The sequence below is a fragment of the Janthinobacterium sp. MP5059B genome (assembly GCF_001758645.1).
In the GTDB taxonomy this organism is placed as follows: domain Bacteria; phylum Pseudomonadota; class Gammaproteobacteria; order Burkholderiales; family Burkholderiaceae_D; genus Janthinobacterium; species Janthinobacterium lividum.
In genome coordinates this window covers 479,658-495,935 of sequence record NZ_LRHX01000006.1, presented here as the reverse complement: position 1 = coordinate 495,935, position 16,278 = coordinate 479,658, and the positions used below count along the sequence as shown (strand labels likewise).

Here is a 16,278-nt window from a genome sequence, read left to right as displayed (position 1 = left end):
AGAAACCAATGAATACAGCAGTCGCAGCACCACAAATCACCCTGCAAACCATCCAGTCCTCGCAGATCGCGGCTATCGGCCACTGCCCGGCTACCGAAACCCTGGCCGTGCAGTTCTTCCGCAAGGGCGCGCCGGCGGACGTGTACCACTACGCCAACGTCACGGCCACGGAATACGCGGCCTTCGCCGGCGCCGAATCCATCGGCAAGCACTTTTACGCGCACATCAAACCGCATGCCGACAAGCACCCGTACACGAACATGGGCACGCCAGCCATCGAGCTGGCGCCGGTCAAGCTGAGCAAGGAGCTGCTGGCCGGCCTGCTGACTGGCCGCGAGTACGGCAAGGAAATGGTGAAGGAAGAAGAGCAGCAGGCCAAGGCGGCCGGGCTGATCGTGATTTTCGGCGCCAGCGACGACCTGATGGAGTTTCGCGGCTTCGTGGACGACGAGCGCGGCGCGCCGACCATCGCCCTGATCGACGCCAAGGGCTTGCTGCCATTCCGCGAGGATATCCAGCACGACGACGATGCGCTCAAGGACTATTTCGCCCGGGCGCCGCAGGTGCGCGCCGTGGATGCCCTGTGGGGTAAGGAAGACGGCTACAGCTGGACCTATCGCACCGATGTGCCGCACGCCACCTTCGAAATCGTTGAAGACGGCGAACCGTACTGCCGCGGCATCGTGATCGACGCGGCCGACCTGGGCGGTGCAGCGTGACCGGCCGTCCGGCCCGCAAGTCTGCCGCACAGCTGCAGGCGGCATGCGACAGGTTCAACGCGGTACACCAGGTCGGCGCCGCCGTCAGCGTCGAGCTGGATGGCGGTGAAGTCCGCGAGACGGTCACCGTCAGCGAAGCGCTGGTGCTCAGCGGCCACACCGCAGTCATCTGGCTGGATGGCATCAGCGGCTGCTATGCCCTGGAACGCGTGACGGCGCTGCCGCCGGCCAGTACGGCCGCAGGATCGCCACCATGACGAAGCAAACCTACTTCCTCGTGCACGACGAGGCGCGGCGCCGGGCGGTTGAATTTGCCAAGAGCGCGCCGCCTGGCTGGATGGTGGTGTTTTCGGAGCCGAAGAAGAAGCGCGCCCAGGAAGAAAAGTACCACGCGATGATCGGCGAGATCGCCAAGCAGGTCGAGCATATCGGGCGAAAGTGGGATGCGGATGACATGAAGCGGCTGCTGGTGGACGAGTTTGCCGACGAAATGCGCCTGGCCGGCACGCCGCTGCACCACGACGGGCGCGTGACGCCCAGCTTCGACGGGCGCCGGATCGTGCAGCTGGGCGTCCAGACCAGCGACTTCTACGTGAAGGAAGCCGCGCAATTCATTGAGTTTTTGTATGCCTTCGGTGCCGCGCGCGGCGTCGTGTTCTCAGAATAAGGAAGCGCCATGTTTTTCAAGAATCTCCAGATTTACCGCCTGCCCGCAAACTGGCCCATGAGCGCCCCGGAGCTGAACAGCATGCTCGAGCGCCAGGCCTTCACGCCCGCCACGAGCGCCGAGCTGCAGCGCCAAGGCTGGGCTGCGCCGCGCGGCGCCGGCACGCCACTGGTGCACGCCGTGGGCGGCCAGTTCCTGCTGCAGCTGAAAACCGAGAAGAAGCTCCTTCCCTCCACCGTGGTGAACCAGGTGGCCGCGGCCCGCGCGCTGGAAATGGAAGAAGCCCAGGGCTTCGCGCCCGGCAAGAAGGCCATGAAGGAATTGAAGGAGCGCGTCACCGACGAGCTTTTGCCGCGCGCCTTCGCCATTCAGAGCACCACGGCCGTGTGGATCGACCCGATCAACGGCTGGCTGGTAGTGGACGCGGCCAGCCCGGCCAAAGCCGACGAGGTGGTCAAGCTGCTGCTCAAGTCCGTGGACAAGCTGCCGCTGGAAAGCCTGCGCGTCATGCGCTCGCCCGTGGCGATGATGACGGGCTGGCTGCAGCACGACGAAGCGCCGGCAGGCTTCACGGTCGACCAGGACGCAATCATGCGCGCCACGGGCGAAAGCAAGGCCCAGGTGGCATACAAGCGCCACACCCTGGAGGCGGACGATATCCGTCGCCACATCGCCGCCGGCAAGCAGTGTACCCGTCTGGCCATGACCTGGAGCGACAAGATTAGCTTCGTGCTGGACGAGAGCCTGGCTATCAAATCGGTGAAGCCGCTGGAAATTATCAAGGAAAGCGCCACGCGCAACGACGACGAGCGCTTCGACAGCGATTTCGCGCTGATGTCGGGCGAACTGGCCAAGATGCTGGCCGACCTGGTCGAGGCTCTGGGCGGCGAGGCTGACGTGGAAACGCAGACGCCGGGCCCGGCTGCTGCCGGCCAGCAGAAGGTCGAGCGCGCCGTGAACTTGACTGGCGATCTGTACAAGCTTCGCGCCCGTTACCGCGATGTGCTCAACGAGCTGTATGACAGCACCGTGCAGCCGGCCGTTGCCCGCGTGCGCGAGCACATGACGGAAACCGCCGAGGGCGCGATTAAATCGGCGCTGACGCTGGTCAAGGAGCTTCCTGGCGGCTCACAATCCGCCGACCTGCTGCTGGTAGCCGCCGTTGAAATCATGGAGCCGAGCCCACGGCCAGCTAAAGGCCACGAGCAAGTGCGCGAACAGCGCGTGGCGCTGGAATTGAACGGCCAAGCGCCCGGCACCGTGCCACCAGGCGACGGCAGCGCCAGCGATCCGCTGTACGCCAAAGCTGTCGAGGTGGTGCGTGCACACCAGCGCGCATCGCTGTCGCTGGTGCAACGCCACCTGCGGATCGGCTACAACCGGGCGAGCAACCTGATGGAAGCCATGGAGGCGCTGGGCGTGGTAAGCGGGATGGCGTCAAATGGCAACCGCACGGTGTTGGCTGCTCCGGGAGCGGCAGCATGAGCGCGCGCACGCCTGGCATGCTGATGGTCGGAGAAACGCCCCTCGACAACGATGGCGTGCCCGAAACCGTTATCGGCGGTACCGCCCAATTTGAAAATCATGCGATAGCAGTGGCAATCGACTTCAAGAATGCGCCCGGCATGCGGGAGGCCAACGCCCGGCACCTGGTCGCCTGCTGGAATGCGTGCGATGGACTGAGCACCGAAAACCTTGAGAACAATAATCCGATCAAGGATGGCCTGCGAGGCTTGAACGCCCAACTCCGCGCCGCTCGTGCACTGCTGGCTGAGGCGGTCAAGCCTCACAACGATCACGTCAAGGCAGTCCAGGCTACCGGCGAGCAGCCTGCCATTAATCCGCTGGCCATCCAAATCAACAGCTTCCTGAAAGGCGGTGCAACGTGAAAGAGCGCCCTATTCTCATGAACGGCGCCATGGTGCGCGCCACGCTGGCCGGCGCCAAGACGCAGACACGGCGGATCATCAAGCCGCAGCCGCAAATGGTCACTGACAAGCGTATCGAGCCGTGGCAAGGCGATCCGGCCGCACTCCTTGCGCTGCTGGCGGAATCGGGCCGCAAATGCCCATACGGCCAGGCTGGCGACCAAATTTGGGTACGTGAAACGCTCGGTCATCACGCGGATAAAGGCCACTACTACGCGGCCACTGGCATGCATGTAGGGCCGCTGCTCGACTACGAACTGGAACCGTCGCCATCGATCGGTATCCCAGCGCGGACTATCCCGAGCATCCACATGCCGCGCTGGGCCACCCGAATCCTCCTGGAGATCGTGTCGGTGCGCGTCGAGCGCGTGCAGGACATCAGCGACGCCGACATCGTGGCCGAGGGTATCGATATAGAAGCGCTGGCGGAATCGCAGGATCGCTACGACGTCGTGTGCAAAGGGTCTGGCGCCAGCGGTCGTGCAACCGAACGCACGGCCTGGCGCGACCTGTGGGAATCGACCGGCGGCGACTGGGATAGCAATCCGTGGCTGTGGGTGATCGAATTTAAGCGAGTGACGCCATGAAGCCGCTGCTTGCCTATGAAGTGCGCGAGCCTGGTGAGGGTCACTGCGTGATCCGCTTTGCCACCAGCGGGGCCGCAGCGCGCCGTGAAGGCGCCAACGAACTGGACTACGGCTTTAACGAGGTCGAGCACTGCCAGCGGAAGCCGCAATTTGACCAGTACGCACCTGGTCCGGTGCCACATGCGGTGCTAATCGAGCATGGCTGGTGGTTCGAGTGCCACCACTGCAGCCGGCGCGTCAGTGACGACATGCAGCAGGAAACCGAGGACGAAGGTGAGGAGCACGAGCACCTGGAAGTCATCACGGACGGCGATGCCGTCTACTGCAGCCATGGCTGCGTGATGGGTGAATTTGTCGAGCGGCGCGCCCAAAAGGCTGCACAAGCGGCCCTAATTGAATTCTTCTCGCTCATGTATCCGGACTGCGCGATCGGAAGCATTTGGGTAAGCCGCGCGCCACTGCAGGGACCTGACAGGCTGGGCCACGCCCAGGCGCTCCTCTACTTCAAGTTTCCAGGCGCGCAGCACGACGCGACCTTTACGTTCGGCGAAGACTGCATGCGCATCTCGCCTGATGACAGGCCAGCTTTCTACGCTTGGCGCGGCATCAAGATGCCCACCACGGAGGCGGCATGACCGACAACGACGAAGTGCCGAACAGCGAGCGCAGCCCCGGCGCTGCGCGAGTGGCGGCGGCCCTGATCCTGATTTACGTGGCGGCGACCCTGGCGGGCGTCTTGGCCGCGACAACCTGAAAGGTAAATATGAAAACAATAATCGAGGCCGTACAGGTCGAGCGCCGAGAGGATGGCAGCTACTTCCACCCCGCCCTGGCCAATTCGCCGGACGATGACAGCGCCGTAGCTTTCAGCACGTGGTTGGCGGAATGCGGCGTCGAAGTCACCCGCGTCTGGATGGAGATCGATTCCGCACCGCTTTGCGGGCGCTACATGGACGACGATACCGACGCACTGAAGGAGTGGCAGCCCACCACGCCAGCCGGCGCAGACTGGTTCCTGCTGGCCATCTTCGACACCGAGGACGATGGTCCCGTGGCGTACTTCGTCCGCCCGGCGCCGGCGGCGACGTGAGTAGCCGCAGCCCGGCGCAGCCGGAAACCCCGGCCGAGGCAGCCTACAAGCTGGACCGCGCCGTGCTGCGCGCGATCCACACCTGCCAGCCCGTGCTATTCGACGGCAAGCAGCACCACCTGCGCGCCATGGGCGCCCAGGTCTTGGGCGGCGGCGTGTCTTCCGTGATTTACCTGATGGGTGATGCGACACCGCGCCAACCCGGCGAAATAACATTTTTGGAGCATGTTTGATGATTAATCTTAAAGCCGAGGTCGCACCATGAATATGAGCGAGCACGACATGGTGGCCAAGCTGGTCGAGACCATCGAGCGCAACGCGCGCGCGGCGACTGCCAAGGCAGAGGCGGAGCGTCAGCCTCTGGCCTGGGTAAAGCTGGAGCGCTACGTCGAAATATCAGGCGATTCCGTCGATTCCGTGCAGGCCCGCCGCAAGGCTGGCAAATGGCTCGACGGCAATCAATGCAAAATTGTAGATGGCCGGCTGTGGATCAACCTGCCGGCAGTAGAAGAATGGGTAGCAAAATGGGAACAAGCAAGTCCAGCCCGCCAGGCGTCGAACTCCGGTCGGGCGTCCAAAGCGAATCGATCCGCATAAAATTCATGTACCGGGGCACCGAGTGCCGGGAAACGTTGAAGCTCGCTCACAGCAAGGCAAACATCAAATACGCCGAGCGGCTGCGCGGCGAGATCCTGAACGCGATTGCGCTGGGAAATTTTAGCTATGCCAAGTACTTCCCTGATTCGACGCAGTTGAAGAAGTTCGGCTTGCAACCTCGGGGCAAGGATGTAACCGTTGGCGACCTGCTTAAACAGCAGTTCGAAATCTATGAGCGCATCCTCGCGCCCAGCACGCTGAAAAGCTACAAACGCGTGCTCAACAAAATTCTGTTGGAGCAATGGGGCGACACCATGCTCACCGAGCTTACTCCAGCCGCGCTGCGCACGTGGATTGTCGATCTATCGCTGAAAGCCACCTCGGTCCGTCAGATCCTCATCCCACTGCGCGGCGCGTTGGAACTTGCGATAAACGACGACCTGATCGACAGCAATCCGCTGGATCGGGTCAAATTGCAAAAAACATTAGACCGCGACGCGTACAAGGCGGAATACGAGGTGGATCCGTTTTCCGCCCAGGAGATTGCGGCCATCCTCGGGGCGGCCCAGGGCCAGGCCAGGAACGTGTTTCAGTTTGCCTTCTACACGGGCATGCGCCCGAGCGAGTACATCGCGCTTCGCTGGGAATCGATCGATTGGGCCGGGTTCAAAGCGAAAGTGGAGCGTTCGCGCGTGATGGGCGAATCCCGAGAGGAGCTGAAGACGCGCGCCGGCCGCCGCCTGGTCGACCTGCGGCGCGGCGCTGTCGAGGCGCTAGTTGCGCAGAAACAACATAGCTTCCTCGCTGGCGGCCTTGTGTTCTTTGATCCTGCCACCGGCCAGGGCTGGGACAACACGCAGCGCCTGAGCCTCTTCTGGGCGGCGATGATCAAGAAGGCCCAGGTCCGCTACCGAAATCCGTATCAGACAAGGCACACCTTCGCATCGACGCTGCTATCGACGGGCGCCAACGCGATGTACGTGGCAAAGCAAATGGGGCATACCGACACGACCATGATCACTCGAACGTATGGCCGCTGGGTCGAGCAGGAAGGCGGTGTGTTGCCTGATCATTACTGCAAAATGTCGGATGGGCTAAAGGTAGGGGCTGCATAGTTTTTCGCCCACGTTTCGCCCATGCGTATTAAGGAATGGCTGGAACCCGCATGGATACTCGCTAGTGACGGAAAAAAGCAACTTATACAGAAAAAAGCGCCCTCCGTCCTTGCAGCATAAAAAAGATATTTGGAAATAGCAAAAAGTGGCGCTCACCAGGCAACGGCTTCGCGGCGATAGGCCTGCCCGCTCAGCCCTTCGCTGGCTTGCCGCCAGCCCTGCGCCGGCGCGCTTCTTTCGGGTCTGCCTGCAAGGGACGGTAAACTTCCACCCGATCATGCTCGCGCAGGACGGTATCCAACGGCTTCTTCTTGCCATAGATACCGACCATGTTCACGGCCAGGTCGATGGCGGGGATTTCCCGCAGCAGTCCGCTCAGCGCCACCGCCTGCTCGATGGTGCTGCCGGCAGGCACGTTCAAGGAGCGCAGGAACGTGCTGTCGGGCAGCGCGTGGCATACTTGCACCGTGATGCCTGCTTCAGCCATACACCGTCTCCGCGCGCTTGCAGAAGGAATCGACCATGCTGTTGGCGATCATGCCGAAGACGGGGCCGATGATCTGTTCCAGCACGCGACTGGAAAACTCGTAGTGCAGGTCCAGTTCGATCTTGCACGCATCTTCGCGCAGGGCCTTGAAGGTCCACACGCCGTCGAGGGTCTTGAAAGGACCGTCCACCAGCTTCATCTTGATGGAAGTCGGCGGCACGTTCTCGTTGGACGTGGTGAAGCTTTGGCGCACGCCGTGGTAATGTATGCCCACGCTGGCGACAACCGTGTTCTCGCCCCGCTCGCGAATCTCGACCGCACCGCACCAGGGCAGGAATTTGGGATAATCCTCCACCGCCGCCACCAGCGCGAACATTTGTTCGGCGCTATAGCCGAGAAAAACTGATTTATGTACTACTGCCATTGAAGAACCATTTGCTATGATGTTGGATACATTTGATTTTATCGCGCTTGCGCGAGACAGTAGTTTAACCGACCCGCGCACATTTACCATCTCATGACCATAGCAGACAACAGAAAAGCCTTCCACGACTACTTTATCGAGGATCGCTACGAAGCCGGCATCGTGCTGGAAGGCTGGGAAGTCAAAGCCATCCGCGACGCCCGCGTACAAATCAAGGAAGCCTACGTCGTCGTCCGCGGCGATGAACTCTTCCTGTTCGGTGCGCATATCAGCGCCCTGCCGACCGCCTCCACCCACATCCATCCGGAAGCCGTTCGCACGCGCAAGCTGCTGCTGCACCGTGCGGAAATGGATAAACTGATCGGCAAGGTGGAACGCTCCGGCTATACCCTGGTGCCGCTCAACCTGCACTACAAGGGCGGCCGCGTGAAATGCGAAATCGGCCTGGCCAAGGGCAAGAAGCAGCACGACAAGCGGGCAGCGGAACGCGACCGCGACGGCGCGCGCGAAGTCCAGGCGGCGATGAAGTCGCACCGCCGCTGATCCGGCACTGCGCGCAGCGTGCTGCGCCGACACCATCAAGCCCGGCTATATGCCGGGTTTTATTTTGCCGGTGCCTGCGGCAAGCGGAAACGCACAGCGCAATGGGATAAAAACAGGGAATGGAAAGAGATACGGCGGGAAAAAACTGGTATTGGTGAAAACACCATGGAGATAAGCGAATGAATCAGCTTTGCCTGCCTGGCCAAAGACGATAAATCAGGAAAGTTCCGGATGCTTGCATGCTGCCTTGTACTACACCTGTATCACTGCACAGGACAAGCATCCGAATGAACGGTTTTTAAACCTTCAGAATCAAACCTTCAGCAGATCACGCGACTTGCCCGAATCGGTCCACTCTTTGACCCATTTCGGCTGACGGCCACGGCCAGTCCATTGCTGCGTCGCGTCATCCGGATTGCGATAGCGTACTGCGACCGTGCCGGTTTTAGCGCGGATACCCGTACCAACCAGATCTTTTACGGAAACGCCAACGCTCTGGGCGATTGCCAGGATTTGCTCGCGCGCTTTGGACAGATCGTCCTGTTCGCGTTTCTTCATTTGCTTCTTGATGTCGTCCTGCAAGGTGCGCAGTTCGGACAGGGATAAGCTGGACAGATCCATGATATTTCCTTGTGTGAGTTGAAAAATATAACTGAACAGTTAAATTCTATCCAATTGTAACGCGACTGAGGTGATTTTTCTTCAGATTTGATTGTTTTTTACAATTCTTTTACCAAAAAACCTGCTTCCCTGGCTTTCAAACAGTGTAATCCTTCCAGCATGGGGAACCGGCATCGCGCATGAACTGCCTGTACAAGCGTCTCCGCTTTGTACGGCTGCGGTTCAATACAGCGCCATCGGCAGTATTTATTTTGCAGTACTTTTTGTTTCATTGCAATTTATAGTAATTATAAATTGCAATTCAAAATATACATGGGAGCAATACTATCGTCCCTTATGCATCAACTCCCAAATTCCTCCCAAGTATCCGTCGCGGATATCGGCGCAATCATAGCCATGCATGAGCCGCAGATTCTACTTAATCAAAAAGATAAGCGTCGCACGACAGCATATAAGCCCGAAAGTGCGCACAGCATAGCATAAAGAAAATATTTCAAGGTTATGGATTCAAGCGCAGATACTCCAGCCCGTCTGCCAGCATATATTCCAATGGCGCAATTGAAAACTGCCCGCGATATGGCGGGCAGTATTAAAGACAAACCTGCTACGAGTTCGCTATTCACCAGGCAATCAGGGAATCGCCACGCTGCCTTTCGGCTTCTGCGTTTTCACCACCTGCATCGCCGTGGCGATCAAACCGCTCATATCGCCCAGATTCGCCGGCACGATAATCGAGTTATTGGTTTTCGCCAATTGCGCGAACGCGCCCACATACTGCTCAGCTACTTTCAGGTTCACGGCATCTTCCCCGCCCGGTTCGCGAATGGCGGCACCCACCTGGCGCAGCGCCTCGGCACTGGCCTGCGCCAGCGCGACGATGGCCGTGGCCTGGCCTTCGGCACGGTTGATCGAGGCCTGCTTTTCGCCTTCTGAGCGGGCAATGGCCGCTTCGCGCTCACCGCTGGCGATATTGATCTGTTCCTGCTTGCGCCCTTCCGAGGCGGCAATCAGGGCGCGCTTTTCGCGTTCGGCCGTAATCTGTGCCTGCATCGCATGCAGGATTTCCTTGGGCGGCGTCAAATCCTTGATTTCATAGCGCAATACCTTGACGCCCCAATTCGCCGCCGATTCATCGATGGCATTCACGATGGCCGTATTGATATGGTCGCGCTCCTCAAATGTTTTGTCGAGTTCCATTTTACCGATCACCGAACGCAAGGTCGTTTGCGCCAGTTGCGTAATGGCGGCAATATAATTCGACGAGCCATATGAGGCACGCATGGCATCGGTAATCTGGAAATACAGAATGCCATCGACCTGCAATTGCGTATTGTCGCGCGTGATGCACACCTGCGGCGGCACGTCGAGCGGAATTTCCTTGAGCACGTGCTTGTAGGCGATACGGTCGACAAAAGGCACGACAATATTCAGGCCAGGACCCAATACCGCGTGAAACTTGCCCAGACGCTCCACCACCCAGGCATGCTGCTGCGGCACCACATTGACCGTCTTGAAGACAAATACCAATGCCAGCAATAACAAGATCAGCGACACGCTACCAGTGCTTACTTCCATAATCTACTCTCCAGGTTATCCAACAATCAAACGGCTGCCACGCACGGCATGTATGGTGTAATGGCCGGCTTGCGTATCGCCGCCGGGAATCAGCTCCACATCCCACAAGGCGCCGCGGTACATGACGCGCGCCGCGCCATCGACCCAATGCGCGACCGCTACGCTTTGGCCGATATCGAGATTCACATTCGGGTCCTGCGCCGCATCGCGCCGCGCCGCCTTGCCAAAACGGCTGCGCCGCAATAACAGGGTGGCCGCCACGCCGACAATGGCGGCCGTCAGGGCTTGCCAGCCGCCATTGCCGCCCGCCAGCGCCACCAGTCCTCCGGCACTGATGCCGATGGCGATCATCAGCAAATAAAACGTGCCCGTAAACAGCTCCAGAATCAATACCGCGCCAGCCGCCACAAACCAGCCTACCCATTCAGCCATGATGCCTCCACCTTTGCGAATCCGAAAATAAAAAACCCCGTAGCCTATATAAGCGACGGGGTTTAATGCGTATTACTGCCTGATATTATTCTTGCCAAACACCTATATACAAGCAGTCTAACGCAATTCCTGATGACGTCAATAGGCGGGGGCGAATTAGCGCCGCAGGCCCGGCCTTTATTCCTCGAGCAGGCTGCGCAACATCCACGCCGTCTTTTCATGCAAATCGAGGCGCTGCGTGATCAGGTCGGCCGTCGGCTGGTCATTGGCCTTTTCCAGCAACGGGAACAGGCGGCGCGCCGTGCGCGCGGTTGCTTCCTGTGCCGACACCAGGTGGCTGACCATGTCCAGCGCCGGCGGCACGCCGTCGATTTCCTTGATCGAGGCCAGCTTGACGAATTCCTTGTAGGTGCCCGGCGCCGGGTAGCCGAGAGCGCGGATGCGCTCGGCGATCAGGTCCAGCGCGGCCCACTGTTCCGTGTATTGCGTCATGAACATCAGGTGCAGGGTGTTGAACATCGGCCCCTTGACGTTCCAGTGAAAATTATGGGTCATCAGGTACAAGGTGTAGCTGTCGGCCAGCAGGCCGGACAGGCCTTCCGCAATCTTCGCGCGGTCCGCTTCGGAAATGCCGATATCGATCTTTGCCACTTTGCTCGGTTTCTTGCTTGCCATGTGAACTCCTGTTTCAATGTATTGGTGGAATCATTTTAGCTGATCTGGAGCAAGCCCATCGAATACTGCCGTGCGCCGCGTGGCAGGCATAAAAAAACCCGCTGCCGGGTGAGCGGCAGCGGGTTTTCAAAGGGCGGGAAAGATGCTTACGCTTTCAGCGCAGCGAGCTTTTGCCAGGTGTCGATCACCGAATCCGGATTCAGGGACATCGATTCGATGCCCTGCTCCATCAGCCAGACGGCGAAGTCCGGATGGTCGGAAGGACCCTGGCCGCAAATGCCGATGTACTTGCCGCGCGCCAGGCAAGCCTTGATGGCCAGGGCCAGCAGGGCTTTCACGGCAGGATCGCGCTCGTCGAAGTCGGCGGCCAGCAATTCCATGCCGGAATCGCGGTCCAGGCCCAGAGTCAGCTGGGTCAGGTCGTTCGAACCGATCGAGAAGCCATCGAAATGGTCGAGGAACTGGTCGGCCAGGATGGCGTTCGACGGCACTTCGCACATCATGATGACGCGCAGGTCGTTCTCGCCGCGCTTCAAGCCATTCTTCGCCAGCAAGTCGATGACTTTCTCGGCCTGGCCCAGGGTGCGCACGAACGGCACCATGATTTCCACGTTGGTCAGGCCCATGTCATTGCGCACGCGCTTCATCGCTTCGCATTCCATGTTGAACGCTTCGGAGAAGTCGGCCGACAGGTAGCGCGCCGCGCCGCGGAAGCCCAGCATCGGGTTTTCTTCGTCCGGCTCGTAGCGCGAACCGCCGATCAGCTTCTTGTACTCGTTCGACTTGAAGTCGGACAGGCGCACGATGACTTTTTTCGGCCAGAACGCGGCGGCGATGGTGGCGATGCCTTCGGCCAGCTTGTCGATGTAGAACGCCTTTGGCGAAGCGTGGCCGCGCGCCACCGATTCCACGGCCTTTTTCAGGTCGGCATCGATGTTCGGGTATTCCAGGATCGCGCGCGGGTGCACACCAATATTGTTATTGATGATGAATTCCAGGCGCGCCAGGCCCACGCCGGCATTCGGCACGGACTGGAAGTCGAACGCCAGCTGCGGATTGCCCACGTTGAGCATGATCTTGGTGTCGAGCTTCGGCAATTCGCCGCGCGACACTTCCGACACTTCCGTTTCCAGCAAGCCATCGTAGATCTTGCCTTCGTCGCCTTCCGAGCACACCACGGTGACAAACGTGCCATCTTTCAGCACGTCGGTCGCGTCGCCGCAGCCGACGACGGCAGGCACGCCCAGTTCACGCGCAATAATTGCTGCGTGACAAGTACGACCGCCGCGGTTGGTGACGATGGCCGAAGCGCGCTTCATGACCGGTTCCCAGTTCGGATCTGTCATGTCGGCAACAAGCACGTCGCCTGGCTGCACGCGCTCCATGTCGGCCGGGTCGTGGATCACGCGCACGGGGCCGGCGCCGATCTTCTGGCCGATGGCGCGGCCGGAGGTCAGTACGGTGCCCGTGCTTTTCAGCTTGAAGCGTTCTTGCACGTCGGTCGCCTTTTGCTGCGACTTGACGGTCTCGGGACGCGCTTGCAGGATGTACAGCTTGCCATCGCGGCCATCCTTGCCCCACTCGATGTCCATCGGACGGCCGTAGTGGTTTTCGATGATGACGGCGTATTTGGCCAATTCCACCACTTCGCTGTCGTTCAGCGAGTAGCGGTTGCGCATTTCGACGGGCACGTCGACGGTTTTCACGGAACGCCCAGCTTTCGCTTCGTTCGTGAATTCCATTTTCAGCAGCTTCGAGCCGATATTGCGGCGGATCACAGGCGACTTGCCTTTTTCCAGCATCGGCTTGTGCACATAGAATTCGTCGGGATTGACGGCACCCTGCACCACGGTCTCGCCCAGGCCATAGCTGGAGGTGACGAAGACCACGTCCTTGAAGCCCGATTCCGTATCGATGGTAAACATCACGCCAGCCGCGCCCAGGTCGGAACGCACCATGCGCTGCACGCCGGCCGACAAGGCCACTTCAGCGTGCGTGAAACCCTTGTGCACGCGGTACGAGATGGCGCGGTCGTTGTACAGCGACGCGAACACCTGCTTCATGGCTTCGAGCACGTTGTCGATGCCGACCACGTTCAGGAAAGTTTCTTGCTGGCCAGCAAAAGAAGCATCCGGCAAGTCTTCCGCCGTGGCGGAGGAGCGCACGGCAAACGACATTTCAGTATCGGAATCGGCCACCAGCTTGGCATAGAACTGGTCGATTTCGGCGGCCAGGCGTGGCTGGAATGGCGTTTCCACGATCCATTGACGGATCTCGGCACCGGCTTGCGCCAGCGAGCGCACGTCATCGATGTTCAGCCCTTCGAGGCGCTGGGCGATGCGTTCGGCCAGCGGCAAGCCGCCATTGGCGCTATACGACAGGAAATCGCGGAATGCCTGCGCCGTGGTGGCAAAGCCACCGGGCACGCGCACGCCGGCTTCCGCCAGCTGGCTGATCATTTCGCCCAGGGAGGCGTTCTTGCCGCCGACGGATTCAACATCCGTCATGCGCAAATGCTCGAACGAGGCAACATACACCGCGTCCTTGTCTTCCTGCTGTTGCGATACTGCGTTGGTCATAATGACACCCTTACTGATGATAGAAATCTTTACGCGCGGCGCACAGACAGTCTTCTTGTTATTCTTGGCGTCGTGCAGCACAATCATACCGTTGCAGCCATTTTACCTTGTGCGGCGCAAATTGACGACGCACAATCTTGATCCGAAAACCCATGACACAAGATCCACGCCCCCCTCTGCCCTCCGCGGCCCGCACCGTCTTCTTCGTTTCCGACGGCACCGGCATCACCGCCGAGACGTTCGGCCACTCGGTGCTGACGCAGTTCGATCTGCGCTTCCGCCAGATCCGCCTGCCCTTCATCGACACCATGGACAAGGCCTACGAGGCGGCGCGCAAGATCAACGAAGCGTTCGCCACCGATGGCCAGCGTCCGATCATTTTCTCCACCCTGGTGAAGAACGACCTGTCGGCCGTGATCCGCAAGTCCAGCGGCATGCACATGGACCTGATCCAGACCTTTGTCGCCCCGCTGGAGCAGGAACTGGGCGTCATGTCGACCCATACCATCGGGCGCTCGCACAATATCGTCGACAGCGAGGAATACAAGAACCGCATCGAGGCGATCAACTATTCGCTGGCGCACGACGATGGCCAGTCGCACAAGAACCTGTCCTCGGCCGATGTCATTCTGGTGGGTGTGTCACGCTCTGGCAAGACCCCGACCAGCCTGTATCTGGCCATGCAATACGGTATCAAGGCGGCCAATTATCCGCTGATTCCCGACGATTTCGAGCGAGACAAGCTGCCATCGGCCTTGCTGGAATTTAAGAATAAAATTTTCGGATTGAGCATTACGCCCGAACGTTTGTCGGAAATACGCAACGAAAGACGCGCTGGAAGCAAGTATGCGGCCATCGAAAATTGCCGTTACGAGGTCAACGAGGCGGAAAAAATGATGAAACGCGAAGGCATCCGCTGGCTGTCGTCGACCACCAAGTCGATCGAAGAGATCTCCACGACGATCCTGCAGGAGATCAAGCCGAACCGCCGCGAGTACTAGTACGCTTGACCAAACCTGCTGCGCGTCGGTTTTGTCAGGTGTCCGTTTCTCTGGATAGTGCCGTCAGCGCCGCCACCAACCGGTCCAGTTCACCGGTGGTGGTGGTGATGGCCACCGTGGCGCGCACGATGTCAGTATCGCCGATATTGCGTTCGACGGTAAACACGCCGAAGCGGTGAAATAAAGCCTGTTGCAGTTCCCGCGCTCGCATGCCATCGACGGCAAAGGCCACCAGCGCCGTGCCGCGCCTGGCATCGAGCGGAGACAGCATGCGCACGCCAGGCAGTTGCGCGACGCGGCTGACCCAGTAATGGCGCAGCCAGGCCAGGCGTTCGTTCTTGGCCGGCGTGCCGCCCAGGCGCGCATGAAAGTCCAATGCGGCAGGCGCAGCCAGGATGGCACCGATCGGCGGCATGCCCATGTGCAGGCGGCCGCGGATATCGTCAAGCGGATAATCATCGTCGCCAAAATGCGGCTCGATCTTGTGCAACTGCGATGCACGGATATACACGATACCCAGTCCCGCCGGCGCCCCCAGCCATTTGTGCAGATTGAAGCCGGCGAAATCGATGCCCATGGCTTGCACGTCCACGTCAACCTGCCCCAGCGCATGAGCGCTGTCGAGCAGCACGTCGATGCCGTGTTCGCGCGCCAGCGCCATGATGGCCTGCACTGGCAGTTGCTGGCCGTTGGCCGGCGCCACCTGCGACAGCAGCAGCAACTTGGGCTTGACGGCCTGGCGCATGGCTTGCGCGTAACTGGCGACGATTTCGTCATCGCTGATGGGCAAGCGCAATGTGACTTGCGTGCTGGTGACGCCACGGCGCTGCGCCAGCCAGCGCATGGCCGTGCACATGGCCGGATAGTCGAGATTGCTCCACAGTACCGTATCGCCGGGCGCCAGGCCGTAGTATTGCGTAATCAGCACCTGCATGGACTCGGTGCCGCTGCGGGTCAGCAGTATCTCGTGCGGCTCCGCGTGGATCAGCGCAGCGACGCGCTGGCGCAGGATATCCACATGCGTGCGTGTGAACTCGCCGCGCACGAAAGGACTCAGTTGCTCGTTGGTATAGCGCACGGCCTGCTCGAAGGCCGCTTGCACGGGCGCAGCCATGGCGCCGAAATAGCCATGCTCGAGATTGACGATGGCGTCCGGCGGCGCGGGATACAACGCGGCCACCTGACGCCACCAGGCCTCGTCACGTGCGGCGCCGTCAGCGAGCAGGGGGAAAGACATG

The 16,278-nt window shown here is 60.2% G+C and carries 22 protein-coding genes and 1 pseudogene; 15 read left to right on the top strand and 8 right to left on the bottom strand.

What is annotated here, in order from left to right:
- Positions 1 to 8: 8 nt before the first annotated feature.
- The 13 genes and pseudogenes from JAB1_RS30625 to JAB1_RS06950 all read left to right on the top strand — a co-directional run bounded on the left by JAB1_RS30625 (position 9) and on the right by JAB1_RS06950 (position 6,703).
- Positions 9 to 719 carry a KTSC domain-containing protein gene (locus JAB1_RS30625; protein WP_217494268.1) on the top strand — a complete coding sequence of 237 codons (711 nt, stop codon included), beginning with the start codon at positions 9 to 11 and terminating at the stop codon, positions 717 to 719.
- Complete coding sequence (locus JAB1_RS06995; protein WP_070279262.1) at positions 716 to 976, top strand: hypothetical protein; 261 nt, start codon at positions 716 to 718, stop codon at positions 974 to 976. Before JAB1_RS30625 ends, JAB1_RS06995 begins: the two co-directional genes overlap by 4 nt.
- On the top strand, positions 973 to 1,386 hold the full coding sequence (locus JAB1_RS06990; RefSeq protein ID WP_070279261.1) for a recombination protein NinB: 414 nt from the start codon (positions 973 to 975) through the stop codon (positions 1,384 to 1,386). Before JAB1_RS06995 ends, JAB1_RS06990 begins: the two co-directional genes overlap by 4 nt.
- Before the next feature lie 9 nt (positions 1,387 to 1,395).
- Positions 1,396 to 2,289, top strand: a pseudogene (locus JAB1_RS30220) (recombination-associated protein RdgC); the annotation flags it as partial.
- Positions 2,290 to 2,448: 159 nt separating this feature from the next.
- Complete coding sequence (locus tag JAB1_RS30215; protein ID WP_343215986.1) at positions 2,449 to 2,871, top strand: DNA translocase FtsK; 423 nt, start codon at positions 2,449 to 2,451, stop codon at positions 2,869 to 2,871.
- Positions 2,868 to 3,275 carry a hypothetical protein gene (locus JAB1_RS06980; RefSeq protein ID WP_070279260.1) on the top strand — a complete coding sequence of 136 codons (408 nt, stop codon included), beginning with the start codon at positions 2,868 to 2,870 and terminating at the stop codon, positions 3,273 to 3,275. Before JAB1_RS30215 ends, JAB1_RS06980 begins: the two co-directional genes overlap by 4 nt.
- Positions 3,272 to 3,901, top strand: coding sequence for a hypothetical protein (locus JAB1_RS06975; RefSeq protein ID WP_070279259.1), 630 nt, complete (start codon positions 3,272 to 3,274; stop codon positions 3,899 to 3,901). Before JAB1_RS06980 ends, JAB1_RS06975 begins: the two co-directional genes overlap by 4 nt.
- Positions 3,898 to 4,536, top strand: coding sequence for a hypothetical protein (locus tag JAB1_RS06970; RefSeq protein WP_070279258.1), 639 nt, complete (start codon positions 3,898 to 3,900; stop codon positions 4,534 to 4,536). Before JAB1_RS06975 ends, JAB1_RS06970 begins: the two co-directional genes overlap by 4 nt.
- On the top strand, positions 4,533 to 4,655 hold the full coding sequence (locus tag JAB1_RS30505; protein WP_257224801.1) for a hypothetical protein: 123 nt from the start codon (positions 4,533 to 4,535) through the stop codon (positions 4,653 to 4,655). The genes JAB1_RS06970 and JAB1_RS30505 overlap by 4 nt, the downstream gene beginning before the upstream one ends.
- A gap of 9 nt (positions 4,656 to 4,664) precedes the next feature.
- Positions 4,665 to 4,991, top strand: a complete 327-nt coding sequence (locus tag JAB1_RS06965) for a hypothetical protein (RefSeq protein WP_070279257.1) — start codon at positions 4,665 to 4,667, stop codon at positions 4,989 to 4,991.
- The gene (locus tag JAB1_RS06960; RefSeq protein ID WP_070279256.1) at positions 4,988 to 5,224 is read left to right on the top strand and encodes a hypothetical protein; all 237 of its coding nucleotides are present in this window, start codon (positions 4,988 to 4,990) and stop codon (positions 5,222 to 5,224) included. Before JAB1_RS06965 ends, JAB1_RS06960 begins: the two co-directional genes overlap by 4 nt.
- A gap of 28 nt (positions 5,225 to 5,252) precedes the next feature.
- Complete coding sequence (locus tag JAB1_RS30090) at positions 5,253 to 5,588, top strand: hypothetical protein (RefSeq protein ID WP_217494267.1); 336 nt, start codon at positions 5,253 to 5,255, stop codon at positions 5,586 to 5,588.
- Between the two features lie 5 nt (positions 5,589 to 5,593).
- Positions 5,594 to 6,703, top strand: coding sequence for a DUF3596 domain-containing protein (locus JAB1_RS06950; RefSeq protein WP_070279255.1), 1,110 nt, complete (start codon positions 5,594 to 5,596; stop codon positions 6,701 to 6,703).
- A gap of 190 nt (positions 6,704 to 6,893) precedes the next feature.
- Here the strand turns inward: JAB1_RS06950 and JAB1_RS06945 are convergent, their stop codons facing one another.
- Positions 6,894 to 7,190 carry an RnfH family protein gene (locus tag JAB1_RS06945; protein WP_070279254.1) on the bottom strand — a complete coding sequence of 99 codons (297 nt, stop codon included), beginning with the start codon at positions 7,188 to 7,190 and terminating at the stop codon, positions 6,894 to 6,896.
- Complete coding sequence (locus tag JAB1_RS06940; protein WP_035818194.1) at positions 7,183 to 7,614, bottom strand: type II toxin-antitoxin system RatA family toxin; 432 nt, start codon at positions 7,612 to 7,614, stop codon at positions 7,183 to 7,185. The genes JAB1_RS06945 and JAB1_RS06940 overlap by 8 nt, the downstream gene beginning before the upstream one ends.
- A 93-nt stretch (positions 7,615 to 7,707) precedes the next feature.
- On the opposite strand from JAB1_RS06940, the gene smpB reads away from it, so the two are divergent.
- Positions 7,708 to 8,157 carry an SsrA-binding protein SmpB gene (smpB, locus tag JAB1_RS06935; protein ID WP_034784131.1) on the top strand — a complete coding sequence of 150 codons (450 nt, stop codon included), beginning with the start codon at positions 7,708 to 7,710 and terminating at the stop codon, positions 8,155 to 8,157.
- A gap of 312 nt (positions 8,158 to 8,469) precedes the next feature.
- Here smpB and JAB1_RS06930 read toward each other — a convergent pair whose 3' ends face one another.
- From JAB1_RS06930 to ppsA, 5 genes are all read right to left on the bottom strand, one after another.
- Positions 8,470 to 8,778: an H-NS histone family protein gene (locus tag JAB1_RS06930; protein WP_010397665.1), complete on the bottom strand. Its 309-nt coding sequence runs from the start codon at positions 8,776 to 8,778 to the stop codon at positions 8,470 to 8,472.
- A 630-nt stretch (positions 8,779 to 9,408) separates the two neighbouring features.
- Positions 9,409 to 10,353 carry a stomatin-like protein gene (locus JAB1_RS06925; RefSeq protein WP_070257384.1) on the bottom strand — a complete coding sequence of 315 codons (945 nt, stop codon included), beginning with the start codon at positions 10,351 to 10,353 and terminating at the stop codon, positions 9,409 to 9,411.
- A gap of 15 nt (positions 10,354 to 10,368) precedes the next feature.
- Positions 10,369 to 10,785, bottom strand: a complete 417-nt coding sequence (locus JAB1_RS06920) for an NfeD family protein (protein ID WP_034784134.1) — start codon at positions 10,783 to 10,785, stop codon at positions 10,369 to 10,371.
- A gap of 177 nt (positions 10,786 to 10,962) precedes the next feature.
- A complete protein-coding gene (locus tag JAB1_RS06915; RefSeq protein WP_034752224.1) occupies positions 10,963 to 11,460 on the bottom strand; it encodes a Dps family protein in 498 nt (165 codons plus the stop codon).
- A 146-nt stretch (positions 11,461 to 11,606) separates the two neighbouring features.
- Entirely contained in the window at positions 11,607 to 14,039 is a 2,433-nt protein-coding gene (gene ppsA / locus JAB1_RS06910) for a phosphoenolpyruvate synthase (protein ID WP_034752367.1), read from the bottom strand.
- A gap of 152 nt (positions 14,040 to 14,191) precedes the next feature.
- Here ppsA and JAB1_RS06905 point away from each other — a divergent pair, with 152 nt between their 5' ends.
- On the top strand, positions 14,192 to 15,040 hold the full coding sequence (locus JAB1_RS06905; protein ID WP_034784135.1) for a pyruvate, water dikinase regulatory protein: 849 nt from the start codon (positions 14,192 to 14,194) through the stop codon (positions 15,038 to 15,040).
- Positions 15,041 to 15,074: 34 nt separating this feature from the next.
- On the opposite strand, the gene JAB1_RS06900 is transcribed toward JAB1_RS06905, so the two are convergent.
- A complete protein-coding gene (locus tag JAB1_RS06900) occupies positions 15,075 to 16,277 on the bottom strand; it encodes an aminotransferase class V-fold PLP-dependent enzyme (protein ID WP_070279253.1) in 1,203 nt (400 codons plus the stop codon).
- Position 16,278 lies beyond the last annotated feature (1 nt).